At 71.9% G+C, this 20,680-nt stretch carries 17 protein-coding genes and 2 pseudogenes; 6 read left to right on the plus strand and 13 right to left on the minus strand.

The features are described 5' to 3' along the window. Nucleotides 1-43 precede the first annotated feature (43 nt). Nucleotides 44-136, minus strand: a pseudogene (locus tag IE295_RS01920) (IS5/IS1182 family transposase); the annotation flags it as partial. Nucleotides 137-262: 126 nt separating this feature from the next. Then, on the minus strand, nucleotides 263-469 hold the full coding sequence (locus tag IE295_RS01925) for a cold-shock protein (RefSeq protein ID WP_190061634.1): 207 nt from the start codon (nucleotides 467-469) through the stop codon (nucleotides 263-265). 552 nt (nucleotides 470-1,021) lie between these two features. On the opposite strand from IE295_RS01925, the gene IE295_RS01930 reads away from it, so the two are divergent. After that, nucleotides 1,022-1,192 carry a hypothetical protein gene (locus IE295_RS01930; RefSeq protein WP_190061635.1) on the plus strand — a complete coding sequence of 57 codons (171 nt, stop codon included), beginning with the start codon at nucleotides 1,022-1,024 and terminating at the stop codon, nucleotides 1,190-1,192. 155 nt (nucleotides 1,193-1,347) lie between these two features. Here IE295_RS01930 and IE295_RS01935 read toward each other — a convergent pair. Continuing rightward, a pseudogene (locus IE295_RS01935) lies at nucleotides 1,348-1,620 on the minus strand (lipoate--protein ligase family protein); the annotation flags it as partial. A 152-nt stretch (nucleotides 1,621-1,772) separates the two neighbouring features. Between IE295_RS01935 and IE295_RS01940 the strand changes: the two are divergent. From IE295_RS01940 to IE295_RS01955, 4 genes are all read left to right on the plus strand, one after another. Next, nucleotides 1,773-3,566, plus strand: coding sequence for a gamma-glutamyltransferase family protein (locus tag IE295_RS01940; protein WP_190061636.1), 1,794 nt, complete (start codon nucleotides 1,773-1,775; stop codon nucleotides 3,564-3,566). A gap of 100 nt (nucleotides 3,567-3,666) precedes the next feature. Beyond that, on the plus strand, nucleotides 3,667-4,539 hold the full coding sequence (locus tag IE295_RS01945) for an inositol monophosphatase family protein (protein WP_224322960.1): 873 nt from the start codon (nucleotides 3,667-3,669) through the stop codon (nucleotides 4,537-4,539). A gap of 31 nt (nucleotides 4,540-4,570) precedes the next feature. Further along, nucleotides 4,571-5,980, plus strand: coding sequence for a phytoene desaturase family protein (locus IE295_RS01950; protein WP_190062359.1), 1,410 nt, complete (start codon nucleotides 4,571-4,573; stop codon nucleotides 5,978-5,980). Between the two features lie 102 nt (nucleotides 5,981-6,082). Then, a complete protein-coding gene (locus IE295_RS01955; protein ID WP_190061637.1) occupies nucleotides 6,083-6,601 on the plus strand; it encodes a methylated-DNA--[protein]-cysteine S-methyltransferase in 519 nt (172 codons plus the stop codon). Between the two features lie 42 nt (nucleotides 6,602-6,643). Here IE295_RS01955 and IE295_RS01960 read toward each other — a convergent pair whose 3' ends face one another. Continuing rightward, on the minus strand, nucleotides 6,644-8,347 hold the full coding sequence (locus IE295_RS01960; RefSeq protein WP_190061638.1) for a BCCT family transporter: 1,704 nt from the start codon (nucleotides 8,345-8,347) through the stop codon (nucleotides 6,644-6,646). Between the two features lie 140 nt (nucleotides 8,348-8,487). On the opposite strand from IE295_RS01960, the gene IE295_RS01965 reads away from it, so the two are divergent. Then, nucleotides 8,488-9,618, plus strand: coding sequence for a glycerate kinase (locus tag IE295_RS01965; protein ID WP_190061639.1), 1,131 nt, complete (start codon nucleotides 8,488-8,490; stop codon nucleotides 9,616-9,618). 75 nt (nucleotides 9,619-9,693) lie between these two features. On the opposite strand, the gene pssA is transcribed toward IE295_RS01965, so the two are convergent. From pssA to IE295_RS02010, 9 genes are all read right to left on the minus strand, one after another. Further along, on the minus strand, nucleotides 9,694-10,545 hold the full coding sequence (gene pssA, locus IE295_RS01970; protein WP_190061640.1) for a CDP-diacylglycerol--serine O-phosphatidyltransferase: 852 nt from the start codon (nucleotides 10,543-10,545) through the stop codon (nucleotides 9,694-9,696). Beyond that, nucleotides 10,532-11,188 (minus strand): phosphatidylserine decarboxylase, encoded by a 657-nt coding sequence (locus IE295_RS01975; RefSeq protein WP_190061641.1) that lies wholly within the window; start codon nucleotides 11,186-11,188, stop codon nucleotides 10,532-10,534. The genes pssA and IE295_RS01975 overlap by 14 nt, the downstream gene beginning before the upstream one ends. A 178-nt stretch (nucleotides 11,189-11,366) precedes the next feature. Beyond that, a complete protein-coding gene (locus IE295_RS01980) occupies nucleotides 11,367-12,572 on the minus strand; it encodes an acyl-CoA dehydrogenase family protein (protein ID WP_190061642.1) in 1,206 nt (401 codons plus the stop codon). Between the two features lie 2 nt (nucleotides 12,573-12,574). Beyond that, nucleotides 12,575-13,087 carry a MaoC family dehydratase gene (locus tag IE295_RS01985; protein WP_190062360.1) on the minus strand — a complete coding sequence of 171 codons (513 nt, stop codon included), beginning with the start codon at nucleotides 13,085-13,087 and terminating at the stop codon, nucleotides 12,575-12,577. A 5-nt stretch (nucleotides 13,088-13,092) separates the two neighbouring features. After that, complete coding sequence (locus tag IE295_RS01990) at nucleotides 13,093-14,067, minus strand: HpcH/HpaI aldolase/citrate lyase family protein (RefSeq protein ID WP_190061643.1); 975 nt, start codon at nucleotides 14,065-14,067, stop codon at nucleotides 13,093-13,095. Continuing rightward, the gene (locus IE295_RS01995; protein WP_190061644.1) at nucleotides 14,064-16,076 is read right to left on the minus strand and encodes an ethylmalonyl-CoA mutase; all 2,013 of its coding nucleotides are present in this window, start codon (nucleotides 16,074-16,076) and stop codon (nucleotides 14,064-14,066) included. Before IE295_RS01995 ends, IE295_RS01990 begins: the two co-directional genes overlap by 4 nt. A gap of 9 nt (nucleotides 16,077-16,085) precedes the next feature. Beyond that, nucleotides 16,086-17,423, minus strand: a complete 1,338-nt coding sequence (ccrA, locus tag IE295_RS02000) for a crotonyl-CoA carboxylase/reductase (protein ID WP_190061645.1) — start codon at nucleotides 17,421-17,423, stop codon at nucleotides 16,086-16,088. A 362-nt stretch (nucleotides 17,424-17,785) separates the two neighbouring features. Continuing rightward, complete coding sequence (locus tag IE295_RS02005; protein ID WP_190061646.1) at nucleotides 17,786-18,649, minus strand: TetR family transcriptional regulator; 864 nt, start codon at nucleotides 18,647-18,649, stop codon at nucleotides 17,786-17,788. Between the two features lie 100 nt (nucleotides 18,650-18,749). Then, nucleotides 18,750-20,570 carry a 3-hydroxyacyl-CoA dehydrogenase family protein gene (locus IE295_RS02010; protein ID WP_190061647.1) on the minus strand — a complete coding sequence of 607 codons (1,821 nt, stop codon included), beginning with the start codon at nucleotides 20,568-20,570 and terminating at the stop codon, nucleotides 18,750-18,752. Nucleotides 20,571-20,680: the final 110 nt, after the last annotated feature.

Consider the following 20,680-nt stretch of genomic DNA (forward strand, 5'->3'; position numbering starts at 1 on the left):
CTGTTCGCCCGGTAGACACTGGCACTATGGACTGTCCGGCGGGTCACGGGCGGAGCCGGAGGCGAATGGCGGCGACGGCCATGGTGCCGTGGAAGATGTACGCCCTCTTGTCGAATCGGGTGGCTACGGCGCGGAAGCCACCGACGCAGCCTCTGCCCTTCCTTGGGTGACAAGGAAGGGCAGAGCCGTACTGGCCAGGTCACATGGCCCACCGGACAGCACCTAGTGGGGTGATGAACAAGAGGAGGAGCTAGAGCACGCCTCAGCGTTGGGGCATCACGTTCTCCGCCTGGGGCCCCTTCGAGCCTTGGGTGATCGAGTACTCGACCCGCTGGTTCTCCTCCAGTGACTTGTAGCCACTGGTCTGGATGGCGCTGAAGTGCACGTACACATCCGGGCCCCCGTCGTCCTGGGTGATGAAACCGAAGCCCTTGTCAGCGTTGAACCACTTCACCGTGCCCTGTGCCATCGCTCCTACTTCCCCTAGCTGTGTTGCGGCGCCACAGGATTCCCTTTTTGGGTGCCGGCAGTGGGGCCACGAAGGAGCCCTGCCTTCATCATGCTTACGGCGGGCTGTGGGGCACGTGGAACGCGGCGTTGACTGACCCAATCGGATGACCGAGCCCGGTATATCCAGCGAAGTTGGCAGGGGCGCTATCACGGTTGTGAAAGCGCCGACCCGTAGGTCCACGTCTCCACTGTGCGCGCCGGGCCTGCGGTTGGCACAGTGTGACCCGGGGCGGCATGTCCTCCGGTCCCCCGACCGCAGACCCGCTCTCCCCCCTCCAGCAAAGGCGACAACTGCCGATGGGGAATTCAGCTCTGCAAGGGCACGCATAGCTCAACCCCCTCACCAATTTTGTGAATTTGCCGCATGGAGGAGGTCGAGGATTGACTATGGCCGTTCCATGATTTGTCCAGTGGTGGCGTGAGGTTGCGCACGGCATTGATCCGAGATGCGGTCTCTGCTGGAGTGTGTGAGCCTGACAACGGCCCTAGCCCCTAGCCTCCAGGAGGCACCATGGCCGAGAAGGGGAACCGCGACCAGCAGCAGAAGGCTGCCGTACAGGCCGAGCGTGATCAGCAGCAGAAACAGCAGTCGGCGATGGAAGCCCAGGCGAAGCAAGCGGCCGAGGCCGATCCGGAGAATGTTGCCCGTAAGCGTGGGGAGCGCCGTTTCGGTCACAACTAAAGGCTGTCCCGTAACGCCTGGTGCGTGATGCTGTTGGTCAGGGCATGTGTGGGGTGGTCTCAGCAGGTGACCCGAAGTGCGTCAAGAAGTTCTCGGGTCTTGGACCGACGGGGTTCCGAAAGCTAGTCACACTGGCACGCCGTCGTGGAGGGGCTGCGCAGCGCCGGCGCCCGCCGCCCGGCCGCGACCTCGGCCGTCAGGACCTCGTCGAGGGCCATGTGCAGGGCGGGCGACTGCGGACCGTCGTGGATGAGCTCCCAGTCGTAGTCGGTCCAGTCGGCCGCGTTCGCCAGGGCCCGGCGCACCGCGATTCCCACGGCCTCCGAGGCGAAGCCGAACAGCACCGCCCCCTCGGGCAGCGCCGCGTCGATCCGGGCCGCGAGCTGCGGGGCCGGGGTGTCGGCCGGGGCGCCCTTCAGGGCCCGGTGCCGCCCGGCACCTTGTATTCACCGTGCACGGCGCACCCTCCAGCTTCGTTTCTCCCGTCGGCTCACCCGGCCGACGGCGGAATCCACCGTAACTCCGCGGCGATCGCCGCGCGGCCTTGCGCGACGGCCGGGGATCCGCCTCGCTGGACGGCATGTTCACCACACGCCCCACGCTCCAGGGCACCTTCGGCATGGTGTCCTCCACCCACTGGCTGGCCTCGCAGTCCGCGATGGCCCTGCTGGAGGGCGGGGGCAACGCCTTCGACGCGGCCGTGGCCGCCGGCTTCGTCCTGCACGTGGTCGAGCCCCATCTGAACGGGCCGGCCGGCGAAGTGCCCGCCCTGATCGCCCCGGCCGGCGGTCCCGTGCGGGTGCTGTGCGGGCAGGGCCCCGCGCCCGCCGGGGCGGACATCGCGCACTACACCTCGCTCGGCCTCGACCTCGTCCCCGGCACCGGCCCGCTGGCCGCCGCGGTCCCCGGCGCGTTCGACGCCTGGATGCTGCTCCTGCGCGATCACGGCACCAGGCCGCTCGCCGACGTCCTGGCCCCCGCCATCGGCTACGCGGAACACGGCCACCCGCCCGTCGAGCAGCTCGCCCGCACCGTGGAGGCCGTGCGCGGGCTGTTCGCCACCGAGCCGGAGTGGGCGGCCTCCGCCGCCCTGTACCTGCCCGGCGGCCGCCCGCCGGCCCCCGGCCGGCCGCACCGCAACCCGGCCCTCGCCGCCACCTGGCGCCGGCTGCTGTCCGAGGCGTCGGCGGCCGGCCGCGGCCGCGAGGCCGTCATCGACGCCGCGCGCCGCGTCTGGCGCGAGGGCTTCATCGCCGAGGCGCTCGCCCGGGCCGCCGCCCGCCCCACCCTGGACACCTCCGGCGAGCGCCACGCCGGCACCCTCACCGGCGACGACCTCGCCCGCCACCGCGCCCACTACGAGGACCCCGTCACCCACGACTGGAACGGCTGGACCGTCTGCAAGCCGGGCCCCTGGTCGCAGGGCCCGGTCCTGGCCCAGCAACTCGCCCTGCTGCCCGGCAGCCTGCCGGAGTACGGGACGTCCGAGTACGTCCACACGCTCGTCGAGGGCGGCAAGCTCGCCATGGCCGACCGCGAGGCCTGGTACGGCGACGCCACCGGCGACGTACCGCTGCGCGCCCTGCTCTCGGACGGCTACAACGCCGCCCGGCGCGAGCTGATCGGCGACACCGCCTCGTACGCCCTGCGCCCCGGCAGCCCGGACGGCCGCACCCCGCGCCTCGCCCGCCACGCCCTGGGCGACGCCGCCGCGCCCGCCCCGGCCGTGCCCGGCTCCGGCGAACCGACCGTCGCCGCGAACGGCGCGACCCACGGGGACACCTGCCACCTCGACGTCGTCGACCGCTGGGGAAACATGATCTCCGCGACGCCCAGCGGCGGCTGGCTGCAGTCCAACCCCGTCGTCCCCGGCCTCGGCTTCCCCCTCGGCACCCGCCTGCAGATGACCTGGCTGGAGCCCGGCCTGCCCGGCTCCCTCACCCCCGGCCGCCGGCCGCGCACCACGCTCAGCCCCTCGCTGGCCCTGCGCGGCGGCGAGCCGGTCATGGCCTTCGGCACCCCGGGCGGGGACCAGCAGGACCAGTGGCAGCTGCACTTCCTCCTCGCCGTCGCCCTGCGCCCGCCGGTCCGCGGCGGCCTTGACCTGCAGGGCGCGATCGACGCCCCGAACTGGCACCAGAGCGGCTTCCCCTCCTCCTTCCACCCCCGCGCGGCCCACCCGGGCAGCGTCACCGTCGAGTCCCGGATCGGGGAGCGCGTGATCGCCGGGCTGCGCCGCCGCGGGCACGACGTCACGGTCGGCGGCCCGTGGTCCGAGGGCCGGCTGTGCGCGGTGGCGCGCGACCCGGAGAGCGGGCTGCTGTCGGCGGCCGCCAATCCGCGCGGCATGCAGGGGTACGCGGCCGGGCGGTGAGGCCGGGCCGGCGCGCTGCGCGCCCAGGCGTTCACCGCGATGTCGCCGGGAGGCCACCACCGCACCACCGCATGTCGGTGTGACGTGGTTCGATGTCCATATGGCTCACATGGTTCCCACGGTCGACGCGTTCCTCGCCGGGCAGCTGGCCGAGGTCGAGGAGGCGGTCCGCAAGGCGGCCGCCGCCGAGATCATGCCGCGCTTCCGGCAGCTCGCGACGGACGAGATCGTCGAGAAGAACGGCCCCTACGACCTGGTGACCGTCGCCGACCGGCGCGCCGAGGAGCACCTGACGGCCGCGCTCACCGCCCTGCTGCCCGGCTCGGTCGTCGTCGGCGAGGAGGGCGTCTACGCGGACCCGGGCGTGCTGCGCGCGCTGCGCGGCGACGCCCCGGTCTGGATCGTCGACCCGGTCGACGGCACCCGGCAGTTCGTGAACGGCGACGCCGGCTTCGCCACCCTGGTCTGCCTCGCCCACCACGGCGAGCTGCTCGCCTCGTGGACGTACGCCCCCGCCCTGGACCAGATGGCGATCGCCCGCCGCGGCGGCGGGGCGACGCTCAACGGCGAGGCGCTGCGCTGCGGTTCGCCCGAGCCGGGCCGCGACCTGGAAGTGGCCATATCGCACTACGACTTCACCACCGACGAGGAGAAGCGCGTCCTGGCGGCGCTGCTGACGGAGGGCATCGCCCCGCGCCCCTGCGGCTCGGCGGGCCTGGAGTACCTGCACGTGGCCCAGGGCCGGCTCGACGCCCTGGCCTTCTCCTGGGAGAACGCCTGGGACCACGCCGCCGGGCTGCTGCTGGTCGCCGAGGCGGGCGGCGCGAGCGGGACCGTCGCCGGCGAGCCCTTCCGCATCGCGGGCGGCAACACCCTGCCGTTCAGCGCGGCGCGGGACGAGCCGACCCTGCGGCATATCCTGGGCCTGCTGGCATCCGCCGGCCGATCTGACGGAGCGTCCGGCGGGTCGTGAGACGACGAGGGGAGTCCGTCCGGTGGCCACCATGCTCGACGCGGTCGTCGTGGGAGCGGGGCCCAACGGGCTGACCGCCGCAGTGGAACTGGCCCGCCGAGGCCTGTCCGTCGAGGTGTACGAGGCCGCCGACGCCGTCGGCGGCGGCGCCCGCACCGAGGAGCTGACCCTCCCCGGCTTCCGGCACGACCCGTGCTCCGCCGTGCACCCCCTCGCCGTGCGCTCACCCGCCCTCAGCGCCATGCCGCTGGACCGGCACGGCCTCGAGTGGCTCCACCCCGGCCTGCCGATGGCCCACCCCTTCCCCGACGGCACGGCCGCGGTCCTCTCCCGGCACGTCGGCGAGACGGCCGCCTCGCTGGGCCCGCGCGACGCGGGCGCCTACCGCCGGCTCGTGGCGCCCTTCCACGGCAAGTGGGACACCCTCGCCGCGGACTTCCTGCGCACCCAGTGGGACGGGCTGCCGGCCGACCCGGTCACGTACGCGCGCTTCGGCCTGGTCGCCGCCCAGTCGGCGACCCTGCTGACCAAGACCCGGTTCCGGGACGCCAAGGCCCGGGGCCTCTTCGCGGGGCTGGCCGCCCACGGCATCGCGCCGCTCGGCGGCTTCGGGATCGGCGGCATGGCGCTGATGTTCGCCCTCGCCGCCCACGAGTGCGGCTGGCCCGTCCCCAGGGGCGGCTCGCAGGCGATCGCCGACGCCCTCGCCTCGTACCTGCGCGAGCTCGGCGGCACGATCCACACCGGCTTCGAGGTCAAGCACCTCGACGACCTGCCGCCCGCCCGCGCCTTCGTCTTCGACACCTCGCCGACCGCGCTCGCCCGCATCGCGGGCCTCGGCAACGCCTACGCGCACTTCCGCTACGGCCCCAGCGTCTTCAAGATCGACTACGCGCTGGACGGCCCGGTGCCCTGGACCGCCGAGCCCGCGCGCCGGGCCGGCACGATCCACATCGGCCCCACCTACGAGGAGATCGGCGCCGCCCTGGACGCCGCCATCGCCGGCCACGACCCGTCCGTGCCCTTCCTCATCACCTCCCAGCCCAGCGTCGTGGACCCCAGCCGGGCCCCGGAGGGCAAGCACACCTTCTGGGTGTACGGACACGTGCCGAGCGCGTGGGAGGGCGACGCCACCGAGGTCGTCGAGCGGCAGATCGAGCGCTTCGCGCCGGGCTTCCGCGACCGGGTCCTGGCGCGGGCCACGGCGGGGCCGCCGGAGCTCGCCGCGCGCAACCCCAACTACGTCGGCGGTGACATCGCGACCGGCTCGGTGGCGGGGCTGCGGCTGCTCATCCGTCCCAAGCTGGCGCGCGTGCCGTACGCCACGGCGCATCCCGCCGTGTTCCTGTGCTCCTCCGCCACGCCGCCCGGGCCGGGGGTGCACGGGATGTCCGGGTACCACGCCGCGAAGGCGGTGTGGCGACGGCTGCGCGAGGCGTGAGACGGCCGTGAAGTGCCGGGGCGGGACGGGGGAGGAGTGACGGCAGGGACGATGTCCGAAATCCGCCAGCCGCCCGCCGCCCCCAGGCATCATCCTGGAACCATGCGCACCGACTCCACCCGTGTTCACACCGTCGTCGACAGTCCCTACGGGCCGCTGACCCTCGTCGCCGCCGACGGCGTCCTGTGCGGCCTGTACATGGTCGGCCATCGCCACCTGCCGCCCGAGGAGACCTTCGGGGAGCGGGACGACGACGGGCCGTTCCCGGAGGCGGTCCGGCAGCTGACCGCCTACTTCGCGGGCGAGGCGACCGACTTCGACCTCCCGCTCCGCCTGGCGGGCACGCCGTTCCAGCAGCGGGTCTGGGACGAGCTGCGGCGGATCCCCTACGGCGAGACGATCAGCTACGGCGAGCTCGCCGCCCGCATCGGCTCCCCGAGCGCCTCCCGCGCGGTCGGCCTGGCGAACGGCAAGAACCCCATCAGCATCATCGTGCCCTGTCACCGCGTCATCGGCTCCAACGGCAGCCTCACCGGCTACGGCGGTGGCCTGGACCGCAAGCGGCAGCTGCTGGCCTTCGAAGGCGGCGGCGTGCCGGCCGACGACGGGCGCCTGTTCTAGCGGGCCGTTCCTACGGCCGGCGGGGTCGGGTCCCGCCGGCCGTCAGCCGCGGGTGCCCCCTCCGCCGCCCTCGTCGGTGTCCTCGCCCCGCTCCCGCGCGCTCTCCGCCACCCGGCGCAGCCGGGGATGGCGCACCGGACCGTGCTCGGTCAGCGCCTCGCCGACCATCGTGCGCAGCGCGTCCCCCAGCCCGTGCAGGGCGTGGTGCCGGGCGGGGCCGGCACCCGGGTCGGTGCGCAGCTCCGTCAGCAGCGACCAGCACAGGGCCAGCATCACCAGCACGAACGGCAGCGCCACCAGGATCGTCGCCGACTGCAGCGACTTCAGGCCGCCCGCCACCAGCAGCACGGCCGCCACCGCCGCCATCAGCACGCCCCACGTCACCACCAGCCAGGTGCGCGGGTGCAGCGCGCCGCGGCTGGAGAGCGATCCCATCACCAGCGACGCGGAGTCCGCGCTGGTGATGAAGTACGTCATCACCAGCGCCATCGCGATCCACGAGGCGAGCGTGGCCAGCGGCAGGGTGTCCAGCAGCGCGAACAGCGACGCCTCCGCGCCCTGCCGGACGGTCCCGGCCATGTCGGCGGTCCCGGTCATCTCCAGCCGCAGCGCGCTGCCGCCCATCACGCAGAACCACACCACCGTCGCCCCGCTGGGCACCAGCAGGACGCCGATGAGGAACTCGCGGATCGTCCGGCCGTGGGAGATGCGGGCGATGAACGTGCCGACGAACGGGGCCCAGGACAGCCACCACGCCCAGTAGAAGATCGTCCACGCGCCCAGCCACGCCGAGTCGGTGAACGCTCCGGTGCGGGTGGCCATGACCATGAGGTCGTGGAGGTAGCCGCCGGTGGCCGCCGGGATGGTGTTGAGGACGAAGACGGTGGGGCCCAGGAGGAAGACGAAGAGCATCAGGCAGGCGGCCAGCGCGATGTTGAGGGTGCTCAGCCACTTCACGCCCTTGTGCAGCCCCGAGAAGGCCGAGAGCACGAACGCCGCCGACAGCGACGCGATGATGATCAGCTCCAGCGCGGTGGAGTCCTCGACGCCGGTGGTGATGTTCAGTCCCTTGGAGACCTGCAGCGCGCCCAGGCCCAGGCTGGTCGCGGTGCCGAAGACCGTGGCGAAGACGGCCAGCAGGTCGATGACCCGCCCGGGCCAGCCGGCCGCCCGCTCCTCGCCGAGCAGCGGGACGAAGGCGGAGCTGAGGCGGTTGCCGCGGCCCTTGCGGAAGCCCGCGTAGGCCAGCGCCAGGCCCGCCATGCCGTAGATCGCCCAGGGGTGCAGGGTCCAGTGGAAGAAGGAGTACTCCAGGGCCGTACGGGCGGCCGCGGGGGTGCCGGGAGGCACGCCGCTGCCCGGCGGCGGGACGACGAAGTGCTGCAGCGGCTCCCCGACCCCGTAGAACATCAGGCCGATGCCCATGCCGGCGCTGAACATCATCGCGATCCACGCGAGATTGCCGAACTCGGGCGAGGAGTCGTCCGCACCGAGCCTGATCCGCCCGTAGCGGCTGACGGCGATCACCACGCACAGCACCAGGAAGACATCCGCCGCGATCACGAAGAGCCAGGCGAAATTGGACAGCACCCAGCTCAGGGCCGTCGTCGACACCCGGTCGAACGAGTGCTTGCCCAGCGCCGCCCACGCGACCACCGCCAGGACCGCGGCCCCGCCGATGGCGACCAGCGGCATGTCAGGCGGCTCGTCCCCCGGCGTGCGCACATCAGTGCTCTCGGTGCTCATGACGCCCCACTATGGCCGGGAACGACCGGTTCGACCGGGGTGGCACGCCGCCTCCGGGGCATGGGCGGCGTCTGCGTCCCCCGGGTAGGGTCACGGCGGCGCGACGGGGCAGTGCCCGATGAAGAGGTGAGGGGACGCACATGGCGGAGACGGCACGCGGACGACGCGTACTGGTGGCCCCGGACAAGTTCAAGGGGTCCCTGACGGCACTCGAGGTCGCCCGGCACGTGAGCGCCGGGCTGCGGCGCGTCGTGCCGGACGCGGCCGTGACCGCGCTGCCCGTCGCGGACGGCGGGGACGGCACGGTCGCCGCCGCGCTGGCCGCCGGGTTCGAACGGCGCGCGGCGCGGGTGACCGGCCCGGTGGGCGAGCCCGTGGACGCGGCGTACGCGCTGCGGGCGGCCGACGGCACGGCCGTCGTGGAGATGGCCGAGGCCTCGGGGCTGCGCCTCCTGCCGGGCGGCGCCCTCGCACCGCTCACGGCCACGACGTACGGCACGGGGGAGCTGCTGCGGGCCGCGCTGGACGCCGGGGCGCGCACGATCGTGCTGGGCGTGGGCGGCAGCGCCACCACCGACGGCGGGGCGGGAATGCTCGCGGCGCTCGGCGCACGGCTGCTCGACGCGGAGGGGCATCCCCTGGCGCCGGGCGGCGGGGCCCTCACGGCGCTGCACAGCGCCGACCTGTCCACGCTCGACGCCCGGCTGGCCCGTACGTCCCTCGTGCTCGCGAGCGACGTCGACAACCCGCTCACGGGCAGGCGTGGGGCCGCGGCGGTGTACGGGCCGCAGAAGGGCGCCTCACCCGGGGACGTCACGGTCCTGGACGCCGCGCTCGCCCACTACGCCCGCGTGCTGGACGGCGGCAGGCTCGCCGGGGCGCCCGGCGCCGGGGCGGCGGGCGGCCTGGGCTACGGCGCCCTGGCCGGGCTGGGGGCGGCCTTCCGGCCGGGCATCGAGGTGATGCTCGAGGTCCTGGGCTTCGAGGCCGCGCTGCGGGACGCCGGCCTGGTCATCACCGGCGAGGGCTCGCTCGACGAGCAGACGCTGCACGGCAAGGCGCCGGTGGGCGTCGCCCGCGCCGCCTCCGGCACGCCGGTGGTGGCCGTCTGCGGCCGGCTGGCCCTCGACGCGCCCGCGCTGGCGGGCGCGGGCATCGAGCGCGCGTACGCCCTGACGGACCTGGAGCCGGACGTGGCGCGATGCGTGGCCGCGGCCGGGCCGCTGCTGGAGCTGACGGCCGAGCGGATCGCGCACGACTACCTCGGCTGATCCCACACGCCAACGGCGTGGGGCCCGGGCGATTCGCCCGGGCCCCACGCCGTTCACTCGAAGCCGCGCGCAGCGCTACGGCAGCTGCGCGGCCCGCGCCTCGCGGCGGTTGTCGCGGAAGGTGTTCACCCGGCGCGCCGTGGCGAAGAGCGGGATCACCGCGCCCAGGACGACCTGCAGGGCGCAGCCCGTCTGGAGCAGGAGCTCACCGCCGGGCGCGTCGAAGGCCCAGGCGGCCAGCAGGCCCATGCTGAGCACGATCCAGCTGAGCATGGCCACCGCTAGCGGCCCGCGCGGCTTGGGGTACTCGACCCGGCTGACCATCAGCCACGCCACGCCCATGATCGCGAGCAGCGTCGGCACGAAGGGCAGCTCGAGCAGCACGATCGAGACGACCGTGAGCGCCCCGAAGGGGCTCGGCATGCCCTGGAAGATGCCGTCCCGCATCGGTACGCACGAGAAGCGCGCCAGCCGCAGGACGACCGCCAGCAGCACCACGATCGCGGCGACCGCCGACACCCGCTGGTGGGCGTCGTCGGCGACCATGCCCCAGACGACCACGAAGTACGCCGGGGCCAGGCCGAAGCTGATCAGGTCCGAGAGGTTGTCCAGCTCCGCGCCCATCGCCGAGCTGCGCAGCTTGCGCGCCACGAGCCCGTCGAAGAGGTCGAAGACCGACGCGAGCAGCATCAGTATCACGGCCGTGGCCGCGCTGTGGCGGGCCATGCCGCCGTCCTCGTTCCCCGTGAGGTGGGGGATGAGGACGCCGGTGGTGGTGAAGTACACCGCCATGAACCCGCAGATCGCGTTACCCAGGGTGAGGGTGTCCGCTATCGACAGCCGGGTGGACAGGGGCATGTCGTCCGTGTCGTCGGCGTCCGCCTCGGGAACCCAGGCGGCCTGGGTGTCCGGCTCAATCACGGTCAAGGCGGGTCACCCCTGCCGTGGTGGCCTGGCCGACCTCGACCGCGACCTCGACGCCCTCGGGGAGGTAGATGTCGACGCGCGAGCCGAACCGGATCAGGCCGATCCGGTCGCCCTGCTCCACCTTGGTGTCCGCGCCGATGTACGGCACGATGCGGCGGGCGACGGCGCCGGCGATCTGGACCATCTCGATGTCACCGAGCTCGGTGTCGAAGTGCCAGACGACGCGCTCGTTGTTCTCGCTCTCCTTGTTGAAGGCCGGAACGAACCCGCCCGCGATGTGCTCGACGGACGTGACCGTGCCGGACATCGGAGCGCGGTTGACGTGGACGTTGAGCGGGCTCATGAAGATCGCGACGCGGGTTCGTCCGTCCTTCCACGGCATGATGCTCTGCACCACGCCGTCGGCCGGGGAGATGACCCGGCCCTGGGCGATCTCACGATCGGGGTCGCGGAAGAACCACAGCATGCCCGCCGCCAGCGCGGTGGTGGGCACGGCCAGCGCCGCCCAGCGGCCGGAACGGCGGGCCTGGGTGAGGCTGACCGCTGCGGTGGCGACGGTCGGCAGGAGCCACGGCGATGCTCCGCGCGCGAGGCGTACGCCGCGGAGGCTGACGCGAGGTGCAGAGGAAGAGCTGTGGGGCATGGGTGACCTTCGTAGCGGAGGGGGCCGCGAACGATCGGGGGACGGCGGCTTTCCGGGATGGTATCGGTTGCGGGTGGCAACTGGCTAAGCGCCAGGGCCAGTCGATGGCCGAACAGTGATGACAGTGTGTGATCTTCTTCTCTGTTGTAAAGCCGCCAAATCTCCCTAAGCCGGACAATTACCCGGGGATTCGGTACTCCTCGAGCAAGCGGCGCCCGATGATCATTTTCTGGATCTCGGCCGTACCTTCACCGATCAGGAGCATCGGCGCCTCCCGGTAGAGACGCTCGATCTCGTACTCCTTCGAGAAGCCGTAGCCGCCGTGGATGCGGAAGGCATCCTCGACGACCTCCTTGCAGTACTCGGAGGCCAGGTACTTGGCCATTCCGGCCTCGAGGTCGTTGCGCTGACCCGAGTCCTTCTTGCGTGCCGCGTTCACCATCATCGCATGGGCCGCTTCGACCTTTGTGGCCATTTCTGCCAGTTTGAACTGAATGGCCTGATGCTGGGCGATGGCTTTTCCGAAGGTATGACGCTGCTGGGCGTAGGAAACACCCAGTTCGAAGGCACGCTGCGCGACGCCGCAACCACGCGCGGCGACGTTCACCCGGCCCACCTCGACGCCGTCCATCATCTGGTAGAAGCCGCGGCCGGTGGCCCCGCCCAGGACCCGGTCGGCCGGAACGCGCAGGCCGTCCATGATCAGTTCGGTGGTGTCGACGCCCTTGTAGCCCATCTTCTCGATCTTGCCGGGGATGGTCAGACCCGGCTTGACCTGCCCGAACCCGGGCTCCTTCTCGATCAGGAAGGTGGTCATGGACTTGTGCGGCGCGGTGCCCGCGGGGTGCCCCTCCTCCGTCCGGCACAGCACCGCCACCAGCGTCGAGGAGCCGCCGTTGGTCAGCCACATCTTCTGGCCGGTCAGCAGGAAGTGCTCGCCGTCCCGCACGCCCTTGGAGGTGATGGCCGACACATCCGAGCCGAGCCCCGGCTCCGACATCGAGAACGCGCCCCGGACCTCGCCGGCCGCCATCCGCGGCAGGAAGTGGTCCTTCTGCTCCTGGGTGCCGTGCTGCTTGAGCATGTAGGCCACGATGAAATGCGTATTGATGATTCCCGACACACTCATCCAGCCGCGGGCGATCTCCTCGACGCACAGCGCGTATGTGAGAAGAGACTCACCCAGCCCGCCGTACTCCTCGGGGATCATCAGGCCGAACAGGCCGAGTTCTTTCAGTCCCTCAACTATCCGGGTGGGGTATTCGTCGCGGTGCTCCAGCTCGGTGGCGACCGGGATGATCTCCTTGTCGACGAATTCACGGACGGTCGCGAGGATTTCCCGCTGGACGTCCGTCAGCCCTTCGGTCTGCGCCAGGCGGCCCATGCTCACTTCTCCCGGATGATCGGCTCGGGGCGGCCGGGCTGCTCCCCGCCGCGCTCCTTGACGTATGTGGCGGTGGGGACCATCACCTTGCGCCGGAAGACGCAGACGACGGTGCCGTCCTGCTTGTAGCCGATGGTCTCGACGTACACGATCCCGCGGTCGCTCTTCGACTTCGAGGGCGTCTTGTCGAGCACCTTCGTCTCGCCGTAGATCGTGTCGCCGTGGAAGGTCGGCGCGATGTGCTTCAGCGACTCGACCTCGAGATTGGCGATCGCCTTGCCCGAGACGTCGGGCACGGACATGCCCAGCAGCAGGGAGTAGATGTAGTTGCCCACTACCACGTTCTTGCCGAAGTCCGTCGTCTTCTCGGCGTAATTGCTGTCCATGTGCAGCGGGTGGTGGTTCATCGTGAGCAGGCAGAAGAGGTGGTCGTCGTATTCCGTGACCGTCTTCCCGGGCCAGTGCTTGTAGACGTCGCCCACGGTGAACTCTTCGAAGGTGCGGCCGAATCGCATCGCGCTCACGCCTCCGGGATCTCGAACTTGGACGTACGGGTCATCCCGGCCGCCCGCCCCTTGCCGGCGATGACCAGCGCCATCTTGCGGCTCGCCTCGTCGATCATCTCGTCGCCGAGCATGGCCGAGCCCTTCTTGCCGCCCGCCTCGGAGGTGCACCAGTCGTACGCGTCCAGGATCAGCTCGGCGTGGTCGTAGTCGTCCTGCGAGGGCGAGAAGACCTCGTTGGCGGCCTCCACCTGGCCCGGGTGCAGCACCCACTTGCCGTCGAAGCCCAGCGCCGCGGCCCGGCCAGCGACCTCCTTGTAGCCGTCCACGTTCTTGATCTGCAGGTACGGGCCGTCGATGGCCTGCAGGTCGTGGGCGCGGGCGGCCATCAGGATCCGCATGAGGATGTAGTGGTAGGCGTCCGCCGGGTAGCCGGGCGGCTGCTCGCCGACGACCAGCGACTTCATGTTGATCGAGGCCATGAAGTCGGCCGGGCCGAAGATGATCGTCTCCAGGCGCGGCGACGCGGCGGCGATCTCGTCGACGTTGACCAGGCCCTTGGCGTTCTCGATCTGCGCCTCGATGCCGATGCGGCCGACCTCGAAGCCCATCGTCTTCTCGATCTGCGTCAGCAGCAGGTCCAGCGCGATCACCTGCTGGGCGTCCTGCACCTTGGGCAGCATGATGCAGTCGAGGTTGGGGCCGGCGCCCTCGACGACCGTGATCACGTCGCGGTACGTCCAGTGCGTGGTCCAGTCGTTGACCCGGACGACCCTGGTCTTGCCCGTCCAGTCGCCGTTGTTGAGCGCGTCGACGATCGTGTGCCGGGCGCCCTCCTTGGCCAGCGGCGCGCACGCGTCCTCCAGGTCCAGGAAGACCTGGTCGGCGGGGAGGCCCTGGGCCTTCTCCAGGAAGCGCGGGTTGCTGCCGGGGACGGCGAGGCAGGAGCGACGCGGGCGCAGCCGGTTGACGACGGGGGTGGTGCCGGTCATGCGGTGACCTCCAGGGGGTCGAGCTGGTTCGCTGTGCGGATCTCGTCGACGATACGGCCGATGATCTCCGTGATGCCGAAGTCCTTCGGGGTGAAGACCGCGGCCACTCCGGCCGCCCGCAGGGCGGTCGCGTCGGCCGACGGGATGATGCCACCGACGATGACGGGCACGTCCCGCGCCCCCGCCGCGCGCAGCCGGGCCAGCACGTCGGGGACGAGCTCGGCGTGCGAGCCGGAGAGGATGGACAGGCCCACGCAGTGCACGTCCTCGGCGACGGCCGCCGAGACGATCTGTTCGGGGGTGAGCCGGATGCCCTGGTAGACCACCTCGAACCCGGCGTCGCGGGCCCGTACGGCGATCTGCTCGGCGCCGTTGGAGTGCCCGTCCAGGCCGGGCTTGCCCACCAGCAGCCGCAGCCTGCCGGTGCCCAGCTCCTCGGCGGTGCGGGCGACCTTGGTCCGTACGGCCGCCAGCGGCGTGCCCGCCTCGGCGGTCACGGCCAGCGGGGCGCCGCTGACGCCCGTGGGGGCGCGGAACTCGCCGAAGACGTCCCGCAGCGCCCAGGACCACTCGCCGGTCGTCACGCCGGCGCGTACGCACTCCAGGGTGGGGGCCATCAGGTTGTCCGAGCCCGCCGCGGCCTTCTTCAGGTCCGACAGCGCCTCCTGGGCGCGGGTCTCGTCGCGCTCGTCGCGCCAGGAGTGCAGGGCGGCGACGACCCGGGCCTCGCCCGCCGGGTCGACGGTCATGATGGCGGTGTCGAGGTCGGCGGTGAGCGGGTTGGGCTCGGTGGACTCGTAGCAGTTGACGCCGACGATCCTCTCCTCGCCGGCCTCGATGCGGGCCCGCCGCTCGGCGTGCGAGGAGACCAGCTGCGACTTGAGGTAGCCGGACTCCACGGCCGCCATCGCCCCGCCCATCTCCTGGATCCGGGCGATCTCGGCGAGGCACTCCTCGACCAGGGCGGCGACCTTGGCCTCGACGACGTGCGAGCCCTCGAAGATGTCCTCGTACTCCAGCAGGTCGCTCTCGTGCGCGAGGACCTGCTGGATGCGCAGCGACCACTGCTGGTCCCAGGGGCGGGGCAGGCCCAGCGCCTCGTTCCAGGCGGGCAGCTGCACGGCGCGGGCGCGGGCGTCCTTGGAGAGGGTGACGGCCAGCATCTCCAGGACGATGCGCTGGACGTTGTTCTCCGGCTGGGCCTCGGTCAGGCCGAGGGAGTTGACCTGGACGCCGTAGCGGAAGCGGCGCTGCTTGGGGTTCTCGATGCCGTAGCGCTCACGGGTGATGCGGTCCCAGATGCGGCCGAAGGCGCGCATCTTGCACATCTCCTCGATGAACCGGACGCCGGCGTTGACGAAGAACGAGATGCGGGCGACGACGTCGCCCCTGCGCTCCTCGGGCACCTGTCCGGAGGCGAACACCGCGTCGAGCACGGCGATCGCGGTGGACATCGCGTAGGAGATCTCCTGGACCGGGGTGGCCCCCGCCTCCTGCAGGTGGTAGCTGCAGATGTTGATGGGGTTCCACTTGGGGATGTGGTTCACCGTGTAGGTGATCATGTCCGTGGTCAGCCGCAGGCTGGGGCCCGGCGGGAAGACGTGCGTCCCGCGCGAGAGGTACTCCTTGACGATGTCGTTCTGCGTCGTCCCCTGCAGCGCGGCCACGTCCGCGCCCTGCTCCTCGGCGACCACCTGGTACATCGCCAGCAGCCACATGGCCGTGGCGTTGATGGTCATGGAGGTGTTCATCCGCTCCAGCGGGATGTCCTGGAACAGCCGCCGCATGTCGCCGAGATGGGCGACCGGGACCCCGACCCGCCCGACCTCGCCGCGGGCGAGGACGTGGTCGGGGTCGTATCCGGTCTGCGTCGGGAGGTCGAACGCGACCGAGAGGCCGGTCTGCCCCTTGGCGAGGTTGCGCCGGTACAGCTCGTTGGACGCCTCGGCCGTGGAGTGCCCGGCGTACGTCCGCATCAGCCACGGACGATCCTTCTGACGCTCAGTCATAGACGATGCTCACACATTCCGGAAGCGGTTGATGGCGTCGATGTGCTCGGCCCGCATCTCCTCGTCGCGCACCCCCATGCCCTCCTCCGGCGCCAGGCAGAGCACGCCGACCTTGCCCTGGTGGAGGTTGCGGTGGACGTCGTACGCGGCCTGGCCGGTGTCGGCGAGGGCGTAGGTCTTCGACAGGGTGGGGTGGATCTTCCCCTTGGCGACGAGGCGGTTGGCCTCCCACGCCTCGCGGTAGTTGGCGAAGTGCGAGCCCACGATGCGCTTGAGGGACATCCACAGGTAGCGGTTGTCGTACTCGTGGTTGTAGCCGGAGGTCGAGGCGCAGGTGACGATCGTGCCGCCCTTGCGGGTGACGTACACCGAGGCACCGAAGGTCTCGCGGCCCGGGTGCTCGAAGACGATGTCCACGTCCTCGCCGCCGGTCAGCTCGCGGATGCGCTTGCCGAACCGCTTCCACTCGCGCTGGTCCTGGTGGTGCTCGTCCTTCCAGAACTTGTAGCCCTCCGCGCTGCGGTCGATGATCGCCTCGGCGCCCATCCGCCGGCAGATCTCCGCCTTCTGCTCGCTGGAGACCACGCAGATGGGGTTCGCCCCGCCGGCGAGCGCGAACTGCGTGGCGTACGAACCGAGTCCGCCGCTCGCGCCCCAGATCAGGACGTTGTCGCCCTGCTTCATCCCGGCGCCGTTGCGGGAGACCAGCTGGCGGTAGGCGGTGGAGTTGACCAGGCCGGGGGCCGCGGCCTCCTCCCAGCTCAGGTGGCGGGGCTTGGGCATCAGCTGGTTGGACTTCACCAGCGCGATCTCCGCCAGGCCGCCGAAGTTGGTCTCGAAGCCCCAGATCCGCTGCTCCGGGTCCAGCATGGTGTCGTTGTGCCCGTCGGCGGACTCCAGTTCCACCGACAGGCAGTGGGCGACGACCTCGTCGCCGGGCCGCCAGGCGTTGACGCCGGGGCCGGTGCGCAGCACCACGCCCGCCAGGTCGGAGCCGATGACGTGGTACGGCAGGTCGTGCCGCTTGCCGAGCGGGGAGAGCTTGCCGTAGCGCTCGAGGAAGGCGAAGGTCGAGACCGGCTCGAAGATCGAGGTCCAGACCGAGTTGTAGTTCACGGAGCTGGCCATGACGGCCACGAGTGCCTCGCCGGGGCCCAGTTCGGGCACCGGCACCTCCTCCACGTGCAGCGACTTGCGGGGGTCCTTCTCGCGGGTGGTGAGCCCTGCGAACATCTCCGCCTCGTCCTTGTGCACGGTGACCGCGCGGTACGACTCGGGGACCGGCAGGGCGGCGAAGTCCTGGGGGCTGGTGTCCGACGCGAGGATGGCGTCGAGTATCTGGTTCACGGATTGCCTCCGGCGAAGCACGTCGGGGAACGGGCTTGAGGGAACGTCGGGGGATGGTGAAGCGGTGGTGCCGTCGGTTCGGCGGGTGGTGCGCGGGTGGTGCTCGGCGGCGCGGGTGAGCGCTCGAGGGGCCTGGTGACGCAGGCATCCGGGCGCACAAATCGCTTGTGGGGACAGCCGGCACACGACGTTGGTATGTCTGCGTGCCGGCCGCCCGGACACCCACAAGGTATGGCACCGCGTGCCACTCGACAAGACACTGGGTGCCAACAATTTCTCTCAGATGTCATCTCGAGGGCACGTATGAGCAACAACGGCCGCCCCAAGGGGGCGGCCGTTGTCCAGATATAAGAGGTTTTGCCCTACTTCTTCTTGAGGGCCTTCTCGATCACCCGCATGACCTCGTCCAGCGGTGCGTCCGTACGGGCCACCGCCACCAGCACCTCGCCCTCGGTCCGCGCCGAGGCCGGCTGCGCCTCCTCCGCGCCCGGGCGGCCCGAGCCGATGCCCGCGCCGAACGTCTCCCGCACGATCGCGAAGGCGTGGTCCAGCTGCGTCTCCACATCGCCCTCGCCCCCGCTGCGCAGCCAGCGCCGCAGCACGTGGTTGTGCGCGGTGACCACCGCCGAGGCGGCGACCTCGGCGAGCAGCGGGTCGTCGTCGCCCACGTGATGGGCGCTCTCGTCGAAGTGCCCCAGCAGATAGCGGGTGAACAGCCGCTCGTAGCGGGCGACCGAGGCGATCTCGCGCTCGCGCAGCGCGGGCACCTCGCGGGTCAGGCGGTAGCGCTCGACGGAGACGGCCGGGGAGGCCGCGTACATCCGCATGACCTCCTTGATGCCCCGGCAGACGGTGTCCAGCGGGTTCTCGTGCGGCGGCGCGGCGTCCAGCACGCCCGCCGCACGCACGAGCGTGTCGTCGTGGTCGGGGAAGATGGCCTCTTCCTTGGAGCGGAAGTGGCGGAAGAACGTCCGGCGGGCGACCCCGGCCGCGGCGGCGATCTCGTCGACGGTGGTCGCCTCGTAGCCCTTGGTCGCGAACAACTCCATGGCGGCCGCGGCGAGTTTGCGCCGCATGGTGAGCCGTTGGGCGGCGGCGCGGCGGGAACCGGCGCTCTCGGGTCCGGCCCCCTTCGGGGCGTTCGGTGCCTTCGGGCCCTCGGCCCTCCCGGACTCGGTGGTGGCGGCCCCGCGCGACGCGCGGGCGGACTTGGCGGGCTGGGACATGTGGGGAACGTAACACGCGGTGGTATGGGCGTGCCGGGGCGGACTGCCGGCCGGTTCGAGCAGTCCGCCCCAGCCCGCCTGATCTGCGGGCACGGCCCGGTCAGGCCTTCGCGTACTCGCGGAAGCCGCGCCCGGTCTTGCGGCCCAGGCACCCCGCCGCCACCAGGTGCTCCAGCAGCGGAGCGGGGGCGAGTCCCGGCTCGCGGAACTCGCGGTGCAGCACCTTCTCGATGGCCAGCGAGACGTCCAGGCCCACGACGTCCAGCAGCTCGAAGGGGCCCATGGGATAGCCGCCGCCCAGCTTCATCGCCGCGTCGATCTCGTCCAGCGACGCGTAGTGCTCCTCCACCATCTTCACGGCGTTGTTGAGGTACGGGAACAGCAGGGCGTTGACGATGAACCCCGCCCGGTCACCGCAGTCCACCGCGTGCTTGCGGACCCGCGCGCACACCGCGCGGACGGTGGCGTGCGCGTCGTCGGCCGTCAGGACCGTACGGACCACCTCGACGAGCTTCATCGCGGGCGCCGGGTTGAAGAAGTGCATGCCGATGACGTCCTGCGGCCGCGAGGTGGCGCGGGCGATGGCGACCACGGGCAGCGAGGAGGTGGTGGTGGCCAGCACCGCGCCCGGCCTGCAGACCTTGTCGAGGGTGGCGAACAGCTGCCGCTTGACCTCCAGGTCCTCCGCCACCGCCTCGACGGCCAGGTCCACCTCCGCCAGCGCGTCGAGCGAGCCCGCCGGGGTGAGGAGGGCGAGCGCGGTGTCCCGTTCGGCGGCCGTCAGCCGGCCCTTCTCCACCGAGCGCGCCAGGGACTTCTCGACGCGCGCCCTGGCCGCCTCCGCCTTCTCCACCGAGCGCGCCGCGAGCACCACCGGATACCCGGCCTTGGCGAACACCTCGGCGATCCCGCTCGCCATCGTCCCCGAGCCCGCGACCCCGACCGACCGCACCTCGCGGACCGCGGCCCCGCCGGCGTCGGGGCGCGGGGTGTCCGCGTCCGCCACCACGGTGGCGGAGCCCGGGGCGTCGTAGGTGTAGAAACCGCGGCCCGCCTTACGGCCGGTCAGGCCGGCGGCCGCGAGCTGGCCGAGCACCGGCGCGGGCGCGTGCAGCCGGTCGTGCGAGGCGGCGTACATCGCCTCCAGCACCGTGCGCGCGGTGTCGATGCCGATCAGGTCCAGCAGTGCCAGCGGTCCCATCGGCAGCCCGCAGCCCAGCCGCATCGCCGCGTCGATGTCCTCCCGGGTGGCGTAGCGCGCCTCGTACATGGCGGCCGCCTGGTTCAGATAGCCGAACAGCAGCCCGTCGGCCACGAACCCCGGGCGGTCGCCGACCGCGACCGGTTCCTTGCCCAGCTCCTGCGCGAGCTCGGTGACGGCCCCGACCGCGTCCGGCGCCGTGAGCACGGAGGAGACGATCTCGACGAGCTTCATCGCGGGCGCCGGGTTGAAGAAGTGCAGGCCCAGGACGCGCTCGGGGTGGGCGGAGTCGGCGGCCAGCCGGGTCACCGACAGCGCGTTGGTGCCGGTCGCCAGGATGGTGCCGGGGCGGACGACGGCGTCGAGGGCGGTGAACACCTCGTGCTTGAGGTCGTAGTCCTCGGGGACGACCTCGATCACCAGGTCGGCGCCGGCGGCCGCGCTCAGCTCGCGGGCGGTGCGGAAGCGGCCCAGGGCGGCCCGGCGGTCGGCCTCGGTGATCCGGCCGCGCTCGACCGCGCGGGCGGTGGCGGCCTCCAGCGCCGCGCCGGCCCGCAGCGCGGCGGCGTCACTGACGTCGATGCCGACGACGTCGCGGCCGGAGAGGGTGAGCACTTCGGCGATGCCGGTGCCCATGGTGCCGAGGCCGATCACGGCGACGGTCCCGATGGACGAGGCGGAGCGGGGAGGGGACGGCTCAGAGGCGGAGGTGCGGTCCATCGCGTAACTCCAGGGAATGTCCCCCGGGCGAGGAGCGCGCGGGGGAGTCGGCGGTTGGCGGCCCCGGGCAGGGGGCGGCGACGTGAGAGCTGTCGCGGACGGGTAAGTGG

The organism is Streptomyces griseocarneus, assembly GCF_014655595.1.
In the GTDB taxonomy this organism is placed as follows: Bacteria; Actinomycetota; Actinomycetes; order Streptomycetales; family Streptomycetaceae; genus Streptomyces; species Streptomyces griseocarneus.

What these genes read in the sequence shown, in the direction of transcription:
- IE295_RS01960 (WP_190061638.1), bottom strand. Translation starts at nt 8,347, where the DNA reads ATGAGCACCGAGAGCACTGATGTGCGCACGCCGGGGGACGAGCCGCCT.
- IE295_RS01950 (WP_190062359.1), top strand. Translation starts at nt 4,571, where the DNA reads ATGCTCGACGCGGTCGTCGTGGGAGCGGGGCCCAACGGGCTGACCGCC.
- IE295_RS01930 (WP_190061635.1), top strand. Translation starts at nt 1,022, where the DNA reads ATGGCCGAGAAGGGGAACCGCGACCAGCAGCAGAAGGCTGCCGTACAG.
- IE295_RS01990 (WP_190061643.1), bottom strand. Translation starts at nt 14,067, where the DNA reads ATGACCGGCACCACCCCCGTCGTCAACCGGCTGCGCCCGCGTCGCTCC.
- IE295_RS01995 (WP_190061644.1), bottom strand. Translation starts at nt 16,076, where the DNA reads ATGACTGAGCGTCAGAAGGATCGTCCGTGGCTGATGCGGACGTACGCC.
- IE295_RS01975 (WP_190061641.1), bottom strand. Translation starts at nt 11,188, where the DNA reads ATGCCCCACAGCTCTTCCTCTGCACCTCGCGTCAGCCTCCGCGGCGTA.
- IE295_RS01980 (WP_190061642.1), bottom strand. Translation starts at nt 12,572, where the DNA reads ATGGGCCGCCTGGCGCAGACCGAAGGGCTGACGGACGTCCAGCGGGAA.
- IE295_RS01945 (WP_224322960.1), top strand. Translation starts at nt 3,667, where the DNA reads ATGGCTCACATGGTTCCCACGGTCGACGCGTTCCTCGCCGGGCAGCTG.
- IE295_RS02005 (WP_190061646.1), bottom strand. Translation starts at nt 18,649, where the DNA reads ATGTCCCAGCCCGCCAAGTCCGCCCGCGCGTCGCGCGGGGCCGCCACC.
- IE295_RS01965 (WP_190061639.1), top strand. Translation starts at nt 8,488, where the DNA reads ATGGCGGAGACGGCACGCGGACGACGCGTACTGGTGGCCCCGGACAAG.
- IE295_RS01940 (WP_190061636.1), top strand. Translation starts at nt 1,773, where the DNA reads ATGTTCACCACACGCCCCACGCTCCAGGGCACCTTCGGCATGGTGTCC.
- IE295_RS01925 (WP_190061634.1), bottom strand. Translation starts at nt 469, where the DNA reads ATGGCACAGGGCACGGTGAAGTGGTTCAACGCTGACAAGGGCTTCGGT.
- IE295_RS01955 (WP_190061637.1), top strand. Translation starts at nt 6,083, where the DNA reads ATGCGCACCGACTCCACCCGTGTTCACACCGTCGTCGACAGTCCCTAC.
- IE295_RS01985 (WP_190062360.1), bottom strand. Translation starts at nt 13,087, where the DNA reads ATGCGATTCGGCCGCACCTTCGAAGAGTTCACCGTGGGCGACGTCTAC.
- IE295_RS02010 (WP_190061647.1), bottom strand. Translation starts at nt 20,570, where the DNA reads ATGGACCGCACCTCCGCCTCTGAGCCGTCCCCTCCCCGCTCCGCCTCG.